The following is a 22745-nucleotide window of genomic DNA, read 5'->3' as shown; positions in this document are numbered from 1 at the left end:
CTATTTTTTTACCACGGGAGATATTTTTTCCACCAACCCGTCTTTTTCTTCTCTTCACTAACCTTTTCGAACTCTTCCTTATCATCAACGTGATCCATACAATACTCTGTTGGCTCTGTACCTTTTGCGAAATACATTTTCACAGAAATGGGACAATTTTTTGTAGCAATCTTACCGTTTTCAGGATTAACATCGACTGCAACAACATCTGCTGGTTGTTTAAACTCTTGTTTAGGCTGTCCATCTAATCCTTTTTCCATTGTATCGGTCCATATTTTTTTTGCGTATCCTTGTTCTGCTACGTTTGAAATGGATTTAGGTTGATCGTATCCAATCCAAACCCCTGTTACAAGTTGTGGGGTAAATCCAATCATCCAACTATCAGTTTCTGTAGAACCAGACTTTCCAGCATATGTTCTTGATAGTTTTGATAACATCGATTGACCGGTCACAGCGGCATAACTGCTTAGTTTTTTATTAAACATACCTGCCATCATTTCTTCCATCACAAAGGCTTTGCTTTTATCTAGAACTTGTTTACTTTCTAAATGAGCGTCGTATAGCATATTTCCTTCATGATCAACGATGCGCCTTATAAAGATTGGTTTTACTTCTTTCCCGCCGTTTGCAAACATGCTATAAGCATTGACCATTTCAATTGGTTTTACAGGAGATGTGCCGAGAGCAAGAGACGGAACATCTTTTAATGCGCTAGTAATACCGAATTGCTTCGCTGTTTTTGTAAGAATGTCTTCGCCTAAAAATAGATTTGTCTTCACAGCATATACGTTATCAGAAACAGCGAGTGCTTGTGCCATTGTCACAAAGTCGTCTGCATAATAGTTTTTATAATTTTTCGGTTTATATTTGGAAACACCGTCACCTAAAGTGAATACAGTATATTCGCTTTTTAAGCGCGTAGCAGGGGTGAATCCTCGTTCTAAGGCTGCGTAATATAGGAATGGCTTAAATGTAGAGCCGGGCTGACGAGCGGCTTGTGTAGCTCTGTTAAATTGACTCGTATTATAATCAGTTCCACCAACAAGGGCAGCCACTTCACCCGTTTTTGGATTCATAGAGACGAGGGCAGTTTGGATGTTTGTTGTTTCAGGTATATGATTTTTTACAGCTTGCTCTGCTACAGATTGTAATTTAGGGTCTAGCGTTGTATAAATACGTAAGCCACCTCGCTGTAAGGCTTGCTCATCTAATCCGATATCCCGAAGAAGAGAAGCTTGTACAGCATCTTGGAAATAAGGTGCGACCTCTGCAACTTTTTTCGTATCCAATGAAGCAAAAGTAAGTGTTTCCTTTTTTGCTGAGGTAGCTTGCTGTTTTGTAATATAACCTTGTTCTACCATTTCATCTAGTATGAGAGATTGACGCCCTTTAGCACGCTCCTCTTTTAAAAAGGGAGAGTAGAAGCTAGGTCCTTTCGGAATACCTGCGAGCATACTAGCTTCTGCTAATGTTAATTCTTTTGCAGTTTTATCGAAATACAGGCGAGAAGCAGCTTCGATTCCGTAAGCACCATGCCCGTAATAAATTGTATTTAAATATCCTTCTAAAATATGATTTTTATTATAGTTCACTTCAAGGCGAACGGTATACATTGCCTCTAATAGTTTACGCTTCCACGTTTTATCATGATCTAAGTATAGGTTACGAGCATACTGTTGTGTAATAGTACTAGCACCTTGTACTTTTGCCATTGCTTTTAAATCGGCAACAATGGCACCAACAATGCGCTTTATATCAAATCCATGATGTTTGTAGAATCGTTGATCTTCAATAGATAGTGTTGCCTCTTTTACATAAGGAGAAATTTCATCAAGAGATACATTATAGCGCTTTTGTGTTTCATTACTTTGTCCTATAACAGTGTCATCATTAGCGTAAAAGACACTCGTTTGCGGCACTGCAACAGGGGGAGGCCCCATAATTTTTGCAGCTATAATGATAATAAAAAAGGAAAAAACGAAAAAAAGAACACAAGAAAACATTACGGTGAAGAAAAGACGTTTATATTTTTTAAGTTTTGGATTCATAGTTTGATCCATCTTTTTCAGCCCCTCATTAATACAAGCATTATTGTATTAGTATTGAGGGTTTTCGTTTATTTTAAACAATGAAATTTTGAAAACAAAAAAGCCCCTTCAATTAAGAAAGGAGCTCAAAGGCACGTGCTGGCCAATCGGTAATGATGACATCTACACCATAGTCAATCATAGTTTGTAAATCTTTATATTCATTAATAGTGTAAGGACGAAAAACGTATCCTTGCCCCTGTGCTAATTGGACAAACTCTTTCGTTAATAATTGAAAGTTTGGATGTAATCCAGTCGCCTCGCGCCTTTTTGCTTCAGCAATAGGATCTGCAAGTGGTGTATCGTACAAAATCGCTCTTGGAATTTCTGGAGCAATTTCTGCTAATAATGAAACGGAATCGTGGTTAAATGATGAAAATACAATTTGATTGGATAGATGATATTCACGAACAAGAGCAACAACTTTTTCTTCAATATTTGGATAATGAAGAACATCTGTTTTTAATTCAATGTTAAGTTGTAAATTTGTTGTAGAGAGCCAAATAAATACTTCTCGTAATGTTGGGATTTTCGCCTCATGGAAAGAAGGATCTTTATGGCTACCAGCATCTAAAGCTTGTAATTCCTCTACAGTTTTCTCAGAAACAAGTCCCACGCCATTTGTTGTGCGGTCCACCGTTTCATCATGAATAACAACTAGTTCACCATCTTTTGATAGATGAACATCAAGTTCAATTCCGTGAGCCCCAATGCGTTCAGCCTCTTGGAAGGCAATCATCGTATTTTCTGGGTGTGTTCCTTTTACCCCGCGATGAGCGAAAATAAGTGTTTTATTCATGTGGAAATCTCCTTATCATCTCTTTTCTTTTATTATGAAACTGCTTTGAGAAAAATACAATTCATATGACAAACATTTACAAAAGTATAACAGTTGCACAAAAGTTAACGTTAACGTAAAATGTAATAATCGGTGAAGGGAGGAATACACATGTATAAAATCGATGAAGTAACAAAGCAAGTTGGTTTAACAAAGCGTACACTTCGTTATTATGAGGAAATTGGTTTAATTCATCCCCCAGAACGCAGTGAAGGGAATATTCGCCTGTATACAGACGAGGACATTGCGAGAATTAAAAGGATTGTGGAAGCGAAAGAAGTACTAGGAATTACGCTTCAAGAAATGCAACATTTCTTATCGTTAAAAGAAAGAATGGAACAAAGAAGAAATAGTGAGAATCCGCGTGACCGTGAAGTGATTCAAGAAATTAAAGAGATGCTTGAAAAACAAGTGCAAACGTTAGACGAAAAAATGGAGCAAATGCAGCGTGTTAAGGCAGAGCTAGAGGATAGTTTAAGCCGTGCAGTTACATTTTTAGAGAATACAAAAGGAGAGTAATCAAAATGGAGAGCAAACAAAAATTAGGGAGATTGATTACAGTGGTGGCTACCTTCCTTGCCTTTTCAGGTATAGGAGTAGTCGACCCAATTTTACCAAGTATTGCTGAACAAATTGGTGCTTCGCATTGGCAAGTCGAGATGTTATTTACAGCATATATTTTAACGATGGCAATTATGATGTTACCAGCTGGAATATTTGCATCAAGATTTGGTGATAAACGAATGATGACGATCGGTCTTGCGATTGTAACTGTATTTGCATTTATATGTGGTATATCGCAAACGATTGCTCAATTATCTCTTTTCCGCGCGGGGTGGGGATTAGGAAACGCGATGTTCTTTGCAACGGCGATGACATTATTAATTGCATTAAGTAAAGAAGTTCATGAAGCAGTAGGATTATATGAAGCAGCTATCGGTTTAGGGATGGCAGGTGGCCCATTGTTAGGTGGTATATTAGGTGGACATTCTTGGCGTTACCCATTTTTTGCGACGAGTATTTTAATTTCTTTAGCATTTATTTTAGTTTTCTTTTTTGTAAAAGAACCGGAGCGAAAAGTGAAGCGTAAAGCAGCAGGCGTAGGGGAATTACTTAACCTGGTGAAATATAAACCGTTTATGCAAGGTGCCATTTCCGGGATGTTATATTACTACGGATTTTTCGTCGTGTTAGCATATTCACCACTTATTATGCATTTATCTGCTATTCAATTAGGATTTGTATTTTGCGGATGGGGATTAGCATTAGCTTACGGATCAGCAATTTTAGCGCATAAGCTAGAAGGTAAATATGAACCAAAAACATTGTTAAAAGGTAGTTTACTTGTATTTGCGATTTTCTTAATTGCACTATTCTTCGTTAAAATCATGTGGTTACAAATCGTGTTAATCGTTCTATCAGGATTAGCATCAGGCTTAAATAACGCGTTATTTACAAGTTATGTAATGGATATTTCACCTTATGAAAGATCTGTTACATCAGGTGTTTATAACTTCGTTCGTTGGTTAGGGGGTGCGATTGCTCCAATTTTATCAGGAGTCATCGGTCATACAGTTTCACCACAAAGTCCGTTTTTAGTCGGTGGAATTGTTGTGTTAGTTGGTTGCGTAATGATCTTAATTCCGATTCGTAAACCGGTAGAAATAGAGACAAAAACCCTTTCTTAAGAAAGGGTTTTCTTTCCTATTACAGAGCAATCCCTTTTCACATATATGTTAGAACCCTCTGACTAAAATATATTTTCGGTATTTTTTTACTTTTAACTATACTTTTTGGATGTTTTGTTTTATTTTTGTTAGGGGACATTAATGATGTCCCTATTATAAATTTGCATTGAAAGGCGTGATTGTACGATGGAACTATGGTTCACTGAAAAACAAACAAAGCATTTTGGAATTACGGCGCGTATTAACCGCACATTACATACGGAGCAAACAGAATTCCAAAAACTTGATATGGTTGAAACGGAAGAGTTCGGAAACATGCTTATTTTAGATGGCATGGTTATGACAACAGAAAAGGACGAGTTCGTTTATCATGAAATGGTAGCGCACGTACCTTTATTTACACATCCAAACCCTGAAAACGTATTAGTAGTAGGCGGTGGCGATGGTGGTGTTATTCGTGAAGTATTAAAACACCCAAGCGTAAAGAAAGCAACTCTTGTTGAAATTGATGGAAAAGTAATTGAGTACTCTAAACAATACTTACCATCAATTGCAGGCGCATTAGATGATGAGCGTGTAGAAGTAAAAGTAGGAGACGGTTTCCTACACATCGCAGAAAGCGAAAACGAATATGACGTAATTATGGTAGATTCTACTGAGCCAGTAGGTCCAGCAGTAAACCTATTTACAAAAGGCTTCTACGCTGGAATTTCAAAAGCGTTAAAAGAAGATGGTATTTTCGTTGCCCAAACGGACAACCCTTGGTTTACACCAGAACTAATTACAACTGTGTTTAAAGACGTAAAAGAGATTTTCCCAATTACTCGTCTATACACAGCAAACATTCCGACGTATCCAAGTGGACTTTGGACGTTCACAATCGGATCTAAAAAACATGATCCATTAGAAGTAAGTGAAGAGCGTTTCCACGAAATCGAAACGAAATACTACACAAAAGAATTACACAATGCAGCATTCGCATTACCGAAATTTGTTGGCGATTTAATTAAGTAAGAGCGTTAAATTGAAATAAATAAAGTGTAAGTAACTCATTTAAGGTGTTTGTCTAGAAGGCTTGAACATGCTAGTTACTTACACTGCTACAAATGAAGTAGTCTTCTTGTGATAACAAGAAGGCCCAGGTAAATCGAGAAAGAGGAGCAATGCGCTCCAAATTTGAGAAATAGTGAAAGGTTGGGATACCTTAAGTTCCACATAAGGAGGAAAAGAATATGCGTTTTGATGAAGCTTATTCAGGTAAAGTATTTATTAAAAGTCATCCAAGTTTTGAAGAGTCAGAGGCAGTTATTTACGGGATGCCTATGGATTGGACAGTAAGTTTCCGTCCAGGATCTCGCTTTGGCCCTGCACGTATTCGTGAAGTATCAATCGGTCTTGAAGAATATAGTCCGTATTTAGATCGTGAACTAGAAGAGGTAAAATATTTTGATGCGGGTGATATCCCATTACCATTTGGGAATCCACAGCGCAGCATAGACATGATTGAAGAATATGTAACAAAACTATTAGATGCCGGTAAGTTTCCACTAGGTCTCGGCGGAGAGCACTTAGTGTCTTGGCCAATTTTTAAGGCAATGGCAAAAAAATATCCGGATTTAGCAATCATCCATATGGATGCTCATACTGACTTACGTGAGTCATATGAGGGAGAGCCTTTATCCCACTCTACACCAATTCGTAAAGTGTGCGATTTAATTGGTCCGGAAAACGTATATTCTTTCGGTATTCGTTCTGGAATGAAGGAAGAATTCGAATGGGCAAAAGAAGTAGGTATGAACTTATATAAATTTGACGTATTAGAACCGTTAAAGGAAGTATTACCGAAACTTGCAGGACGCCCAGTCTATGTCACAATCGACATCGACGTATTAGACCCAGCTCACGCTCCTGGAACAGGAACATTAGAAGCTGGAGGTATCACATCTAAAGAACTATTAGAGTCCATCGTAGCAATTGCAAATTCAAATATAAAAGTAGTCGGAGCAGACTTAGTAGAAGTAGCTCCAGTCTACGATCATAGTGATCAAACACCAATCGCAGCAAGCAAATTCGTGCGGGAAATGCTGCTCGGTTGGGTTAAATAAAAGCGTAGGCAGCTCGCTCAGAATCGCAGGTCATTGGAACGCTCGACCGAGAAGCGCTTTTGGCTTCGAACGAGAGTGTGAAATGGCCGGAGATTCTAGTTGCCGTAGCTGGATAAAATAAAAGCGCAAGCGGCTCGCTCAGAATGTGAGGGGGATGGAGCTTCAGACGTAGAGGCGTTTTTTGCCTCGAAGGAAGAAGCGAAGCCACCGATCATTCTAGCCGCTGTAGCTGGATAAAGTAAAAGTGAAGCCGACTCAAAAAGTATTTTGAGCCGGCTTCTTTTATTAATAGGTAGGTTATTATTGTCTTATTTAGTAGTTAAGTCGATATCCTTTGTCGAAACGTCGATATATGCGGAGTTGTGTTCGATATAATTTCACTTACCGTCACGCGACATAAAAAAGAGCTATTCTCAAACGATGAGAATAGCTCCCTTTCTTTACGCAACTTTCTCTTCCGAAGTAATTCCGCGAATTTCATCAGCAGAACGGATTGGATATTTGCGGAACACAATAGAACCGACGTATCCAACAATAGTGGTAACGATTCCACATAATACGGCAGCAATCGTTACTTTTATTACATCATTAAATCCGAACAGTACGAGAAGTCCTGGAATTGGTGATGCTGTCCCTGGTGCATTATTAACGAGCTGGAATAGCGACGTAATAATACCGGCAAGCGCACCGCCAACAAAGTTTGTCATATAGATAGGAATTGGATTTGCTGAGACAACATCGGCCTGTGTTAACGGCTCGATTGCCACGGCGATTGTATCTTTCTTTGAACAGATTTTTAGTCGTTTAAAGAAAATGAAGTTCATTGGGGCAGAAGCTGCTACGGCAAGACTACCAATTGCCATTGGTAAACCAGTTAATCCAAGCATTGCAGTTAGTGCCATAGAACTTAATGGAGATGTAGAAATAACTGTTATTAATCCACCAAGCATAATACCCATAATGATAGGACTTTCTGTAGTTGCAACTGAAATCATAGAACCGATTTTACCAAGTGTTGCGTTAACGAGTGGATCCATAAGCATGGCCATTCCGCGTGAAATTGGTGCAGCGATAAATAGGATTGCTAAAAACTCTACACCAGCTGGTAATTTCTTTTCGAGAAACTTCACGACGAAGGCACAAACGTATCCAGCGAAAAATCCTGGTAAAATACCGAATCCGCTAGTAGCGATACCGATTAAAACAGCGTATACGGGTGAGACACCGATTGCTAATGCGACTAAAATTGCCGCTGCGACACCGCTCATGCTACCAGAAGCTACTCCTACTGATTGTAAAAAGTCATTATGAAACATTTCTCCACCAATATAACGGTGAAATGCTTCAATAAGAAAACTTGCGATTGCTGCATTAGCTAAAGCGCCCATTGCTTTCATTCCGTAAGGCGCACGGTAACTGAAAAGTGTAAATAGACAAAGTACAACAAGTAATAGTGCTAAACCTTGCAAGATAGCCATTTGAAAATTGTCTCCTTTGATTTTTGTAATAAAAATTTGTATCATTCAATAATAATATAAAAGTTTGTTAAACGGAAAAATTTTTTATTGGGAAATCGCTGTAAGGTGAAAAACTCTTACAATAATGTAAGGAAAGTGTAAGGCATTTCGATAGAGTATAGTATGCCTTTTTTCGTATAATACAGGTATAGACATACGGCTAGTGAGAAAGCAGTGCAAACAGGAGGCGCATTTATGAAATTGGTAATTAAAGTTTTAGCTGTGTTCGCCATTATTTTAGGTGGAACAGCATATTATTTAAACACGAAAACAGAAGGTGTGCATGCTTTTGTAGACAACTTCTTTTCAAATAAAGAAATACAAGATTATTATGCTGTTATAGATAAAAGTGAGAAAAAAGACGATGAATATTTGTATACATTTAAAGGGTATACAGAAGATGGAAAGCTACAAGTTATTAAAAGAATGGTGAACCGTGAATTGCATACGGGTGCTTTTATAAAAATTTATGCAAAAGGTATGCAGGGAAAAGGATGGGCTGAAATCTCGAAAGAATCAATCCCGCAAAAAGCGTTGCAAAAAATAGAAAAACCATAAAAGGAGCGAATCGTTCGCTCCTTTTTTAGTGCGTTAAAATGGTGATAGCTGAACTTTCTTTATTAGAAATGATTTTTGCCCTTCCGCCAATTGGGAAAGTAAAGATTGGAGTTGTATGTCCGAAACTGGCATTCGCAATAATAGGGATATGAGCAAGTTCAGGCTTTGAAGCAATCATTTCTTGAATGTCCTCTATCATACATTCTGTTCCTTTTTGCATTCTTCCTATAACGATGCCTTTTACGTATTCAAAATCAGTTTGCTGCATAAGAGAATGTAAATATCGATCGAAAGTTTTAAGTGTAGCTTTTCCCGTTAAACTATCTTCTTCAAGAAATAAAACTTTATTTCTTAAGCTTGGCATATATGGTGTACCTTGTAGTAAATTCAAAGTGCTCATATTTCCGCCGATAATATCCCCTGTAGCTTCTCCTTCTTGAATCGAAACATATCCTTCATTTTTAATAAATTCTCGATTTTCTTGATCCATATACCAAGAGTCATCGCTCCAAGTTTCAGCTGGTAGTATTTCAATAGGTTCATGAGAAGTTAAGCACTTTAAAAAGTAATCGGTCGTATAATCGAGCCCTTTCTCCATTCCAAATGAAGAGAAGTGAGGACCTGAATATGTAACTAAGCCTGTTTTAGCATAAATCGCGTTACTTAAAGCGGTAATATCAGAATAACCGCAGAAAATTTTCGGATTTTCTCGAATTAAATCATAATCGAGATGTTTCAATAAACCATTAGAGTTGTATCCGCCAAGTGTCGTCAAAATGGCTTTTACATTAGGATCTCTAAATGCTTCGTGGAGGTCTTGAACTCGTGAAGAAATAGAAGAGGAAGCGAATCGATCTATCTCATCAGCATATTTTGAGAATGTAACTTGAAAGCCTATGTCGGTTAATCTTTTTATAGCAAGGTCTCTGTTTTCATTTGAGACAATACTTAAACTACAAGATGGTGAAATAACCCTTATTTCATCACCTTTTTTTAATTTTGTTAGTAGCACCAAATTCCCCCCTTTAAATGAAAGAATATTTAGATTTAAAAAATATTTTAACATATGAAATAAAGTGAAGGTGAATTATTTTTTGAAAAGGAGTTTTCCTGATTTTTCAGCAGACAGACAGAGTCTTTTTTTGATATGATAGGAAAAGTGATTTATTATAAGTAGTATTTAATATCTATAACATTTGAAGGGTGTGCAAGACGTGAAGAAACAACTTGCAGGCTTGCCGGTACACGTTCATTTCGTAACAGAAATCCGTGAAGGGGCGAGGAAGGAAACCGTTGCTTTTGAAGCAAATGGTCAATACTATGTAAAAGGTCAAGGTACATATATAACATTCCAAGAGCCGAACGAACAAGGCGAAGTGAAAACAATTATTAAAATTCAAGATGAACAAGTTCTCATTATGCGTTCAGGTGCTATTTCTATGCGTCAGACGCATGTGAAAGGTGAATGGACAACTGGTACGTATACGAGTGAACTTGGTACGTTTGCATTGCAAACGAAAACTGATAACGTTCTTTTTAAATGGTCGGATGAAAAGAAAAAAGGACAACTCTTCTTAACGTACGCATTGCTTCTAAGTGAACAAGAAGCTGGCAGATATACAATTACACTTAATTTGAAGGAGGCAAAATAATGAATTCTTTAGAACAAGTAAAAGGATTGATTAAAGAAGAAATTCAAGCTGCTGTATTAAAGGCAGAACTAGCGACAGAAGAACAAATTCCAAACGTTGTATTAGAATCTCCAAAAGATAAAACAAATGGTGACTTCTCTACAAATATGGCAATGCAACTTGCACGCGTTGCGAAAAAAGCACCTCGTATGATTGCAGAAGAATTAGTTGCAAACTTCGATAAAGCAAAAGCTTCTATTGAAAAAATTGAAATCGCTGGTCCTGGTTTCATTAACTTCTACATGGATAATAGCTACTTAACAGACTTAATCCCAACAATCGTTAATGCTGGTGAAGCATACGGTGAAACGAATACTGGTAAAGGTGAAAAAGTACAAATTGAGTTCGTATCTGCGAATCCAACAGGCGATCTTCACTTAGGACATGCACGTGGTGCGGCAGTAGGTGACACTTTATGTAACGTATTAGCAAAAGCAGGATATGATGTATCTCGTGAGTACTACATTAATGATGCTGGTAACCAAATTCATAACTTAGCTCTTTCTGTTGAAGCTCGTTACATGCAAGCTTTAGGTTTAGAGAAAGAAATGCCAGAAGACGGTTACCATGGTGCGGACATCATTGGAATTGGTAAACGCTTAGCTGAAGAGTTTGGCGATCGTTATGCAAAAGCTGATGCAGAAGAAAGTTATGAATTCTATCGTTCATACGGTTTAAAATATGAGTTAGCAAAACTTCAAAAAGATTTAGCAAGCTTCCGTGTTAACTTCGATGTGTGGTTCTCAGAAACATCATTATACAAAAACGGAAAAATTGATCAGGCTCTTGCTGTATTAAAAGAGCGTGACGAAATCTTTGAAGAAGGCGGAGCAACTTGGTTCCGTTCAATGACTTACGGTGACGACAAAAACCGTGTATTAATTAAAAATGACGGTTCTTACACATACTTAACGCCAGATATCGCTTATCACCGTGATAAATTAGAGCGTGGTTTCGATAAGCTAATCAACATTTGGGGTGCTGACCACCACGGTTACATTCCTCGTATGAAAGCTGCTATTCAAGCACTAGGTTACGATAAAGAAACACTTGAAGTAGAAATCATCCAAATGGTACAACTGTACCAAAATGGTGAAAAAATGAAAATGAGTAAGCGTACAGGTAAAGCAGTTACACTTCGTGAGCTTATGGAAGAAGTAGGCGTGGACGCAATGCGATACTTCTTCGCAATGCGTAGCGGTGATTCTCATTTAGACTTCGATATGGACTTAGCTGTATCAAAATCTAATGAAAACCCAGTATACTATGCACAATATGCACATGCTCGTGTATGCAGTATCCTTCGTCAAGGTGAAGAGTTAGGATTAGCTACAGGCGGAGACGTAAATTACAAACTTGTTACTTCTGAGAAAGAAGTAGAGTTACTGAAAAAACTTGGTGAATTCCCAGCTGTAGTTGCGGATGCAGCGCAAAAACGTCTGCCACACCGCATTACAAGCTATGCATTTGAATTAGCTGCAGCATTACACAGCTTCTACAATGCAGAAAAAGTATTAAACCAAGATAACTTAGAATTAAGTAAAGCTCGTTACGAATTAATGAAAGCAGTACGCACGACACTTCAAAATGCATTAGCAATCGTAGGAGTATCTGCACCAGAAAAAATGTAATAAAGAAAAGATGTCTATTTTTGTTTAGAATTGATATACAAGTTGATATATAAACTTCTGATCAGTCTATAGACTGATCAGAAGTCAAAGAAAGAAGAGCACCGAAAAGTCGTGTGGCTTGATAAGGGGAAGTTGAAACAGAAAAAGAGATGGCAAAGCTATCTCTTTTTCTGTGCCAATTTTCTAATCTAAATACATGTGACAAATATATGTTATGGTGATGGAGTGAAAATAGTAAAATACCAATTAACTATTGATTTTTAGGAACGATTCTAGAATAATAGACTGTTGGGGGTAAGATTATCAAAAATCCATATATGTATTATTAGTTGGTGGAATGTTACTAGAAAATGGTGTGATTGTTGTAAAAAACATTGTTACAGCTATGCCAAATACTAAAAGAACAATTCATCTAACCAAGTATTTAAACAATTAGTAATTAATCTTGAAAACTTCCAACTTAGTCAAGAAACTAGGGGTGGTATGTTTAAAATAGTACATATAGTACAATTAAAGGTTTCATGATTTGATCAAAAATAATGAAAGGATATAAATTTCTCGGTTTTGATATTATCATCATATATAAGCTCATTTTAATTCTTCGACATAGCCATGGAACCCATTAGGAAAAGGGTTTTTTCTCGACACTCATTTATATACTCCAAAAATGAAAAGGCTGAATTTCGTATTTCTATACGATTTACATGAAATCAGTTGACAATCATACTCTTTTTTAGTTACCCCCAAATTCGGTCCACTGTATTCAAATTTGGAGAATATGACTATCATCTTGCATAGGCAAACAATACTTCATCCAGAGCGTTTTTAATTATATAATGCTGGCGGTGGAACGCTTCTTGTTCTACTTGTTTCGGTGTGTAGGTCGGCTGTGTAACTAAACACAAAATGTTTTAACATATGGCCAATTTCACCTCAACTCATAATGGCAGAAAATGCATCTTCAATAACATCTTTTAGAATACGAGTATCCTAGCATGTTTCACAGTCGTAACCTTCTTCGGCTGATATGCTAAATTCGATTATAGATTGTACTTCTTGTTATTATTTATGAGGATAAGTAAGGAAGTTGACCAAATGCATATTTACTGTGAAGTAGCTCTTCCATACTTGTCGACAATGAAATTTTTGCATTTATAGAGCAAACGTTTGCGTTGGTATGGAGAAATTTCGGAAACTCTACAGCATAATAAGACAATGACCGTCATGAGTTTTATCGTGAGTGCTTGTTGAGTGGTCTTCTTCTGACTTTGAAGTTGTTTGTTCGTTCATGGGTATTTGTAATTTGAATTCCTTTATCAAAATTTGTCCTGTATCTGTTTTTGTTAAACAGTATATACGATAAATAAAATGTCGGAGAAATTAGATGAATCTATATAAAAGTCAAACTGCAATTTTTTAAGTAGTAGAAGGATTGAAAAAGAGAAAAAGATGATAATAGCTGTCAAACAAGTTTTAGTAAAGTGGCTTAATGACATTGAATAGTAGAATCTTTGTCATAGTATGCTTGTACCAGGATCTATCTATTTTTAATTTTATAGGAGGATAACATAAAATATGTATTTAAAAAGAGTTACTTCGATTTTTTCGATTATAATGATTTTTATGTTTACTATAGGTCAAAGTCTTTTACCTATAGTAGCAAATGCACAAGAGCTAAACACAGCAGGACTTGTGGATAGTTTTCAGATTGGTAAAACAAATCTAAGTACCACAGAAAGGACTAAAGTAACTGTAAACTTCAGTGAAAAAGATGGACTTAGGCTGAAGCCTGGAGACACACTAACATTAACACTGCCTCCAGAGTTAAAAGGATTAAATAGCGAGTTTCTATTAAATGACTATGGTACTTGTAAAGTTATAGCAGGTACTGTGGTATGTACATTTAATGATAAAGTGGATACATATGAAAATATTCAAGGGTATTTAAACTTTTTCGTGGAAGCTACTAATGTAGGAACGGATCAAAAGAAAGAGATTGAAACTAATTTTGGTACAACTGTAGATAAGCAGTCTGTAACAATTACCGGTCCAAGTAGTGGTGGTGGCACAGATCCTGGAAAGCCACCGTTTTTTTATAAAACTGGTGATATGAACTCAGGTAAGGACAATGAAGTACGTTGGTTCTTGAATATAAATTTAAATAAAGAAGAGTTAAGTCGTGATATTGTTGTGACTGATAATTTACAGGAAGGTCAAACACTTAATAAGGATAGTTTCTATATAAGTGTAGATGATTATCTAGGTCGTCGATCTTTAACGCTACAAGAGTTTGAAAAGCAAGGTTACGGAACGATTACCTTTACTGGAGACAGATCATTTAAAGTTATGCTTAATAAGGATAAAGCACGTCTTGCTGCCTTTACGATTGGTTATACATCTACTATAACGGAAGCTGGGAAGAAGCAAGAGTTTTTTAAGAATGATTATACGATTGATTACCAAGTCCTAAACAAAGAACCAGTTACTGAATCGGGTACTCATCCAGTCGAAAATATGACAGCTGGTGGTGGTGCTACTGGTAACAAGGTTCCAAAAGGAAAGCTGAAAATTGTTAAACATATTGAAGGAAATAAAGAAAAAGTAATTCCGAATGTTTCGTTTAAGTTGTATAAAGAGTCTGGTGAACAAGTTGGGGGCGAATATAAAACAAATGAAAAAGGGATAGTTGAAACTCCTCAATTATCACCAGGTAAATATTATGTACAAGAGGTTTCAGCTCCAGACTATATTGATTTCGATCCTCAGAAAAAAGTAGAGTTTGAAATAAAATCAGATGATGAAAATGGAGTCGAACTGGATATTCCAAATAAAGTGAAAACTACATCTGTTTCAGGAACGAAGATGTGGAAAGGCGATAACGAGAAAGATCGTCCAAGTTCAATCAAAGTAGAATTACTACAAAATGAGAAAATAGTAGACACAAAAGAAGTAACAGCGGCAGATGGTTGGAAATACAAATTTGACAACCTAGCAGTCTATGATGCAAATGGAGTGGCGTACAAGTATGAAGTAAAAGAACAACCGATAGATGGATACACAACAGAAGTAAATGGTTATGACATTACAAATACAAAAGTGGTACAAACAACCAAAGTAGAAGGAACGAAAACATGGAAGGACGGAAATGCGGAAAATCGTCCGAATATGATTAAAGTAGACTTACTACAAAATGGCCAAGTAATCGCAACGCAAGAAGTAACAGAAGCAAGCGGTTGGAAGTATGAGTTCAAAGATTTAGCGGCATATGATGCCGAAGGTAAGGCATATAAGTATGAAGTGAAAGAACAAGCAGTAGATGGATATCAAACAGAAGTAAAAGGTTATGACATCACGAATACAAAAGTAGGCAAGACGAAAGTAGAAGGAACGAAAACGTGGAAGGATGATAATGCGAAAGATCGTCCGACGATGATTAAAGTAGACTTACTACAAAATGGCCAAGTAATCGCAACACAAGAAGTAACAGAAGCAACAGGTTGGAAATATGAATTCAAAGATTTAGCGGCATACGATGCCGAAGGTAAGGCATACAAGTATGAAGTGAAAGAACAAGCAGTAGACGGATATCAATACGAAGTAAAAGGTTATGACATTACAAATACAAAAGTAGGTCAAACAAAAGTAGAAGGAACGAAAACGTGGAAGGATAACAATTCACCGGATCGTCCGAAAACAATCAAAGTAGACTTACTACAAAACGATAAAGTAATCGCAACGCAAGAAGTAACAGAAGCAAGCGGTTGGAAGTATGAATTCAAAGATTTAGCGGCATATGATGCCGAAGGAAAAGCGTACAAGTATGAAGTGAAAGAACAAGCAGTAGATGGATATCAATCCGAAGTAAAAGGATATGACATTACGAATACAAAAGATGCAAAAACAACAGTAGCAGGAACGAAAACTTGGAATGACAACAATGCATCAGATCGACCAACAACAATCAAAGTAGACTTATTGCAAAATGGCAATGTAATTCAAACACAAGATGTAACAGAAGCAACCAGTTGGAATTATACATTTGCAGACTTAGCACGATATGATGCAAATGGTGTTCCTTATACGTACACAGTAAAAGAGCATCCAGTAGCGGGATACAAATCGGAAGTAAATGGCTACAACATTACAAACACAAAAGTAGCAAAATTGACAGTAGAAGGAACAAAGACGTGGAAAGACGGAAATGCAATAGACCGTCCGGCAATGATCAAAGTAGACTTACTACAAAACGGTAACGTAATCAAAACACAAGATGTACTAGCAGTAATGGGTTGGAAATATATATTTGCAGATTTAGAAGCATACGATGCGAATGGAGTAGCTTATCAGTATGAAGTGAAAGAACAACCGATTGCGGGATATAAATCTAGCGTAAGCAGTTATGACATCACGAATACAAAAGTAGGCGAAACGAAAGTAGAAGGAACAAAGACTTGGAACGATAACAACGCAACAGATCGTCCGACGATGATTAAAGTAGATTTACTACAAAACGGTAAAGTAGTAGACACAAAAGAAGTAACAGAAGCAACAAATTGGAAGTACACATTTGAAAACCTACAAGCATACGATGCAAACGGAGTAGCTTACGAGTATAAAGTGAAAGAACAAACAGTAGATGGATATAAATCGGAAGTCAAAGGTAATGACATCACAAATACAAAAGTAGGCGAAACGAAAGTAGAAGGAACGAAAACGTGGAAGGATGATAATGCGAAAGATCGTCCGACGATGATTAAAGTAGACTTACTACAAAATGGTAAAGTAGTAGACACAAAAGAAGTAACAGAAGTAACAAATTGGAAGTACACATTTGAAAACCTACAAGCATACGATGCAAACGGAGTAGCTTACGAGTATAAAGTGAAAGAACAAGCAGTAGACGGATATCAATCGGAAGTAAACGGTAATGACATCACGAATACAAAAGTAGGCAAAACAAAAGTAGAAGGAACGAAAACGTGGAAGGATGATAATGCGAAAGATCGTCCGACGATGATTAAAGTAGACTTACTACAAAATGGCCAAGTAATCGCAACGCAAGAAGTAACAGCGGAAAAAGGTTGGAAATATGAATTCAAAGATTTAGCGGCATATGATGCCGAAGGTAAGGCATACAAGTATGAAGTGAAAGAACAAGCAGTAGACGGATATCGAACAGAAGTCAAAGGTTATGACATCACGAATACAAAGGTTGGTCAAACAAAAGTAGAAGGAACGAAGGTATGGAAGGACGGAAACGGTGAAGGGCGTCCAGAAACAATCAAAGTAGACCTACTACAAAATGGCAAGTTAATCGATACAAAAGAAGTGAGCGCAGCAAGCGAATGGAAATATGCGTTTACAGATTTAGCGGCATATGATGCCGAAGGTAAGGCATATAAGTATGAAGTAAAAGAGCAACCAGTAGACGGATATCAATCCGAAGTAAAAGGTTATGACATTACAAATACAAAAGTGGCGCAAACAAAAGTAGAAGGAACGAAAACATGGAAAGACGATAATGCGAAAAATCGTCCGAATATGATTAAAGTAGACTTACTACAAAATGGCCAAGTAATCGCAACGCAAGAAGTAACAGCGGAAAAAGGTTGGAAGTATGAATTCAAAGATTTAGCGGCATACGATGCCGAAGGTAAGGCATATAAGTATGAAGTGAAAGAACAAGCAGTAGACGGATATCAAACAGAAGTAAAAGGTTATGACATCACGAATACTAAAGTTGGTCAAACAAAAGTAGAAGGAACGAAAACGTGGAAAGACGATAATGCGAAAGATCGTCCGACGATGATTAAAGTAGACTTACTACAAAATGGCCAAGTAATCGCAACACAAGAAGTAACAGAAGCAAGCGGTTGGAAGTATGAATTCAAAGATTTAGCGGCATACGATGCCGAAGGCAAGGCATATAAGTATGAAGTAAAAGAACAAGGGATAGATGGATATCAATCCAAAGTAAAAGGTTATGACATTACAAATACAAAAGTAGGTCAAACAAAAGTAGAAGGAACGAAAACATGGAAAGACGATAATGCGAAAGATCGTCCGAATATGATTAAAGTAGACTTACTACAAAATGGCAAGGTAATCGATACAAAAGAAGTAAGCGCAGCAAGCGAATGGAAATATGCGTTTACAGATTTAGCGGCATATGATGCCGAAGGTAAGGCATATAAGTATGAAGTAAAAGAACAAGCAGTAGACGGATATCAAACAGAAGTAAAAGGTTATGACATCACGAATACTAAAGTCGGTCAAACAAAAGTAGAAGGAACGAAAACGTGGAAAGACGATAATGCGAAAGATCGTCCAAATATGATTAAAGTAGACTTACTACAAAATGGCCAAGTAATCGCAACACAAGAAGTAAGCGCAGCAAGCGAATGGAAATATGCGTTTACAGATTTAGCGGCATATGATGCCGAAGGTAAGGCATATAAGTATGAAGTAAAAGAACAAGCAGTAGACGGATATCAATCCGAAGTAAAAGGTTATGACATCACGAATACAAAGGTTGGCAAAACAAAAGTAGAAGGAACGAAAACATGGAAAGACGATAATTCATCAGAACGTCTGACGATGATTAAAGTAGACTTACTACAAAATGGCAAGGTAATCGATACAAAAGAAGTAAGCGCAGCAAGCGAATGGAAATATGCGTTTACAGATTTAGCGGCATATGATGCCGAAGGTAAGGCATATAAGTATGAAGTAAAAGAGCAACCAGTAGACGGATATCAATCCGAAGTAAAAGGTTATGACATTACAAATACAAAAGTGGCGCAAACAAAAGTAGAAGGAACGAAAACATGGAAAGACGATAATGCGAAAAATCGTCCGAATATGATTAAAGTAGACTTACTACAAAATGGCCAAGTAATCGCAACGCAAGAAGTAACAGCGGAAAAAGATTGGAAGTATGAATTCAAAGATTTAGCGGCATACGATGCCGAAGGCAAGGCATATAAGTATGAAGTGAAAGAACAAGCAGTAGACGGATATCAAACAGAAGTACATGGTTATGACATCACGAATACTAAAGTTGGTCAAACAAAAGTAGAAGGAACGAAAACGTGGAAAGACGATAATGCGAAAGATCGTCCAAATATGATTAAAGTAGACTTACTACAAAATGGCCAAGTAATCGCAACACAAGAAGTAACAGAAGCAAGCGGTTGGAAATATGAATTCAAAGATTTAGCGGCATATGATGCCGAAGGTAAGGCATACAAGTATGAAGTGAAAGAACAAGCAGTAGACGGATATCAAACAGAAGTAAAAGGTTATGACATCACGAATACAAAGGTTGGTCAAACAAAAGTAGAAGGAACGAAGGTGTGGAAGGATGGAAACGGTGAAGGGCGTCCAGAAACAATCAAAGTCGACCTACTACAGAATGGCAAGGTAATCGATACAAAAGAAGTAAGCGCAGCAAGCGAATGGAAATATGCGTTTACAGATTTAGCGGCATACGATGCCGAAGGCAAGGCATATAAGTATGAAGTGAAAGAACAAGCAGTAGACGGATATCAAACAGAAGTAAAAGGTTATGACATCACGAATACAAAGGTTGGCAAAACAAAAGTAGAAGGAACGAAAACATGGAAAGACGATAATGCGAAAGATCGTCCGGAAATGATTAAAGTAGACCTACTACAAAATGGTACAGTGATTGCGACGCAAGAAGTAAGTAAAGCAACAGGCTGGAAATACGAATACAAAGATTTAGCGGCATATGATGCCGAAGGTAAGGCATACAAGTATGAAGTGAAAGAACAACCAATCGACGGATACAAATCCGAAGTGAAAGGTTATGACATCACGAATACAAAGATTGGTCAAACAAAAGTAGAAGGAACGAAGGTATGGAAGGACGGAAACGGTGAAGGGCGTCCAGAAACAATCAAAGTCGACCTACTACAAAATGGCAAGGTAATCGATACAAAAGAAGTAAGCGCAGCAAGCGAATGGAAATATGCGTTTACAGATTTAGTGGCATACGATGCCGAAGGTAAGGCATATAAGTATGAAGTAAAAGAACAACCAGTAGACGGATATCAATCCGCAGTCAAAGGATATGACATTACGAATACAAAAGTAAGCAAGACGAAAGTAGAAGGAACGAAAACATGGAAAGACGATAATGCGAAAGATCGTCCAACAATGATTAAAGTAGATTTACTACAAAATGGTAAAGTAGTAGACACAAAAGAAGTAAGCAAAGCAACAAATTGGAAGTACACATTTGAAAACCTACAAGCATACGATGCAAACGGAGTAGCATACAAGTATGAAGTAAAAGAACAAGCAGTAGACGGATATCAAACAGGAGTACATGGTTATGACATCACGAATACTAAAGTTGGTCAAACAAAAGTAGAAGGAACGAAAACGTGGAAAGACGATAATGCGAAAGATCGTCCGACGATGATTAAAGTAGACTTACTACAAAATGGCCAAGTAATCGCAACACAAGAAGTAACAGAAGTGACAGGCTGGAAATATGAATTCAAAGATTTAGCGGCATACGATGCTGAAGGTAAGGCATATAAGTATGAAGTGAAAGAACAAGCAGTAGATGGATATCAATCCGCAGTCAAAGGATATGACATCACAAATACAAAAGTAGGCGAAACGAAAGTAGAAGGAACAAAGACTTGGAACGATAACAACGCAACAGATCGTCCGAAAGCAATTAAAGTAGACTTACTACAAAATGGTAAAGTAGTAAACACAAAAGAAGTAACAGCAGCAACAAATTGGAAGTACACATTTGAAAACCTACAAGCATACGATACAAACGGTGTAGCTTACGAGTATAAAGTGAAAGAACAACCGGTAGACGGATACAAATCTAAGGTAAACGGTAATGACATCACAAATACAAAAGTAGGCCAAACAGAAGTAGAAGGAACGAAGACATGGAAAGACGATAATGCGAAAGATCGTCCTTCAATGATCAAAGTAGACTTACTACAAAATGGCCAAGTAATCGCAACACAAGAAGTGAGCGCAGCAAGCGAATGGAAATATGCGTTTAAAGATTTAGCAGCATATGATGAGAATGGTGTAGCTTACAAGTATGAAGTGAAAGAACAAGCAGTAGACGGATATCAATCAAAAGTCAAAGGTAATGACATCACAAATACAAAAGTAGGCCAAACAAAAGTAGAAGGAACGAAGACATGGAAAGACGATAATGCGAAAGATCGTCCTTCAATGATTAAAGTAGACTTACTACAAAATGGCCAAGTAATCGCAACACAAGAAGTGAGCGCAGCAAGCGAATGGAAATATGTGTTTACAGATTTAGTGGCATATGATGCTGAAGGAAAAGCATATAAGTATGAAGTGAAAGAGCAACCAGTAGATGGATATCAATCCGAAGTCAAAGGATATGACATCACGAATACAAAAGTAAGCCAAACAAAAGTAGAAGGAACAAAAATGTGGAAAGACGATAATGCGAAAGATCGTCCGAAAGCAATTAAAGTAGACTTACTACAAAGCGGTAAAGTGATTGCGACGCAAGAAGTAAGCAAAGCAACAGGCTGGAAATATGAATTTAAAGATTTAGCAGCATATGATGCAGACGGAAAAGCATACAAGTATGAAGTGAAAGAACAAGCAGTAGACGGATATCAAACAGAAGTACATGGTTATGACATCACGAATACAAAGGTTGGTCAAACAAAAGTAGAAGGAACGAAAACGTGGAAAGACGATAATGCGAAAGAACGTCCTTCAATGATTAAAGTAGACTTACTACAAAGTGGCCAAGTAATCGCAACACAAGAAGTGAGTACAGAAAGTGATTGGAAATATGAATTTAAAGATTTAGCAGCATATGATGCTGAAGGTAAGGCGTACAAGTATGAAGTGAAAGAACAACCAGTAGCGGGATACAAATCCGAAGTAAATGGTTATGACATCACGAATACAAAAATCAAGGACGAACCAGGTGTAGATCCAAAAGATCCAAGCACAGATCCAAAAGATCCAAGCACAGATCCAAACACAAATACAGACAAAAATAGCGATTCAAAAGTTCCACCTAATAAAGAAAATGATAAGCCAACATTACTTCCTAACACAGGAGGAACATCAGCAGAAATGATTTCAATTCTTGGAGGTATGGTATTGTTCCTTTTAGGTGGAATTCTATTCGCTCGTCAGCGAATAGAATAATAAAAAAGCTTTAGATTATTGATTACATCGTAATCTGAGTAGCAGATAAATTAAAAAATTACTATTGATATTGCTCCCTTTAGGTAAGTATTCAAAAACACTTCACGATAAAGTGAAGGGAAGAATGCAACCTGAAGGGTTTTTTTTATAGAAAAAAGAGAACAGTTTCAAGTTGGACTCAATCAGCGGCCCAATAATATGGTCAGCTTTCATAGAGATAAGCGGCTCTAAAGCGATAATAAAACTGCAAGAATAATTTTTTCATAATGGAAGAGCCTCTTTATTAGATGTACTCACTATTATTACAATTTTTATTCTACATGGTAGTACCATGTAATGGATATTTTATTATGAGTATATTGCAATTTTTATTATACATGATAAGTTGTGTAATAAATATGTTATTATGCATATATTTGAATTT

General features: G+C 37.0%; 12 protein-coding genes. 8 read left to right on the top strand and 4 right to left on the bottom strand.

Translation table 11 applies throughout. The features are described from left to right. Window positions 1-8: 8 nt before the first annotated feature. Together LCF45_RS26395 and LCF45_RS26390 are read right to left on the bottom strand one after the other, a co-directional pair. Complete coding sequence (locus tag LCF45_RS26395) at window positions 9-2060, bottom strand: transglycosylase domain-containing protein (RefSeq protein WP_002167313.1); 2052 nt, start codon at window positions 2058-2060, stop codon at window positions 9-11. 100 nt (window positions 2061-2160) lie between these two features. Continuing rightward, window positions 2161-2886, bottom strand: coding sequence for a glycerophosphodiester phosphodiesterase (locus LCF45_RS26390; protein ID WP_078203735.1), 726 nt, complete (start codon window positions 2884-2886; stop codon window positions 2161-2163). A 150-nt stretch (window positions 2887-3036) separates the two neighbouring features. Here LCF45_RS26390 and LCF45_RS26385 point away from each other — a divergent pair, with 150 nt between their 5' ends. The 4 genes from LCF45_RS26385 (at window position 3037) to speB (ending at window position 6718) form a co-directional block, all read left to right on the top strand. Beyond that, entirely contained in the window at window positions 3037-3444 is a 408-nt protein-coding gene (locus LCF45_RS26385; RefSeq protein WP_002016353.1) for a MerR family transcriptional regulator, read from the top strand. 5 nt (window positions 3445-3449) lie between these two features. Beyond that, window positions 3450-4613, top strand: coding sequence for an MFS transporter (locus LCF45_RS26380; protein ID WP_002016352.1), 1164 nt, complete (start codon window positions 3450-3452; stop codon window positions 4611-4613). A gap of 186 nt (window positions 4614-4799) precedes the next feature. Further along, the gene (speE, locus tag LCF45_RS26375) at window positions 4800-5627 is read left to right on the top strand and encodes a polyamine aminopropyltransferase (RefSeq protein WP_000424693.1); all 828 of its coding nucleotides are present in this window, start codon (window positions 4800-4802) and stop codon (window positions 5625-5627) included. Window positions 5628-5845: 218 nt separating this feature from the next. Continuing rightward, window positions 5846-6718, top strand: a complete 873-nt coding sequence (speB, locus tag LCF45_RS26370) for an agmatinase (RefSeq protein ID WP_002016350.1) — start codon at window positions 5846-5848, stop codon at window positions 6716-6718. 440 nt (window positions 6719-7158) lie between these two features. Here speB and LCF45_RS26365 read toward each other — a convergent pair whose 3' ends face one another. Next, window positions 7159-8196 carry a PTS sugar transporter subunit IIC gene (locus LCF45_RS26365; RefSeq protein ID WP_002130098.1) on the bottom strand — a complete coding sequence of 346 codons (1038 nt, stop codon included), beginning with the start codon at window positions 8194-8196 and terminating at the stop codon, window positions 7159-7161. 234 nt (window positions 8197-8430) lie between these two features. Between LCF45_RS26365 and LCF45_RS26360 the strand changes: the two genes are divergently transcribed. Next, the gene (locus LCF45_RS26360) at window positions 8431-8793 is read left to right on the top strand and encodes a YxeA family protein (protein ID WP_002130097.1); all 363 of its coding nucleotides are present in this window, start codon (window positions 8431-8433) and stop codon (window positions 8791-8793) included. 25 nt (window positions 8794-8818) lie between these two features. On the opposite strand, the gene LCF45_RS26355 is transcribed toward LCF45_RS26360, so the two are convergent. Beyond that, window positions 8819-9859 carry a S66 family peptidase gene (locus LCF45_RS26355; RefSeq protein ID WP_078203737.1) on the bottom strand — a complete coding sequence of 347 codons (1041 nt, stop codon included), beginning with the start codon at window positions 9857-9859 and terminating at the stop codon, window positions 8819-8821. A 148-nt stretch (window positions 9860-10007) separates the two neighbouring features. Between LCF45_RS26355 and LCF45_RS26350 the strand changes: the two genes are divergently transcribed. From LCF45_RS26350 to LCF45_RS26340, 3 genes are all read left to right on the top strand, one after another. Beyond that, on the top strand, window positions 10008-10445 hold the full coding sequence (locus LCF45_RS26350; RefSeq protein ID WP_002089794.1) for a YwiB family protein: 438 nt from the start codon (window positions 10008-10010) through the stop codon (window positions 10443-10445). Continuing rightward, complete coding sequence (gene argS, locus LCF45_RS26345; protein WP_002016342.1) at window positions 10445-12115, top strand: arginine--tRNA ligase; 1671 nt, start codon at window positions 10445-10447, stop codon at window positions 12113-12115. Before LCF45_RS26350 ends, argS begins: the two co-directional genes overlap by 1 nt. A 1575-nt stretch (window positions 12116-13690) precedes the next feature. Continuing rightward, window positions 13691-22321, top strand: coding sequence for a Cna B-type domain-containing protein (locus tag LCF45_RS26340; RefSeq protein WP_263894393.1), 8631 nt, complete (start codon window positions 13691-13693; stop codon window positions 22319-22321). Window positions 22322-22745: the final 424 nt, after the last annotated feature.

The sequence above is a fragment of the Bacillus sp. 41-22 genome (assembly GCF_025809295.1).
Lineage (GTDB): Bacteria > Bacillota > Bacilli > Bacillales > Bacillaceae_G > Bacillus_A > Bacillus_A mycoides.
This window is presented reverse-complemented; position numbering and strand designations above follow the sequence as displayed.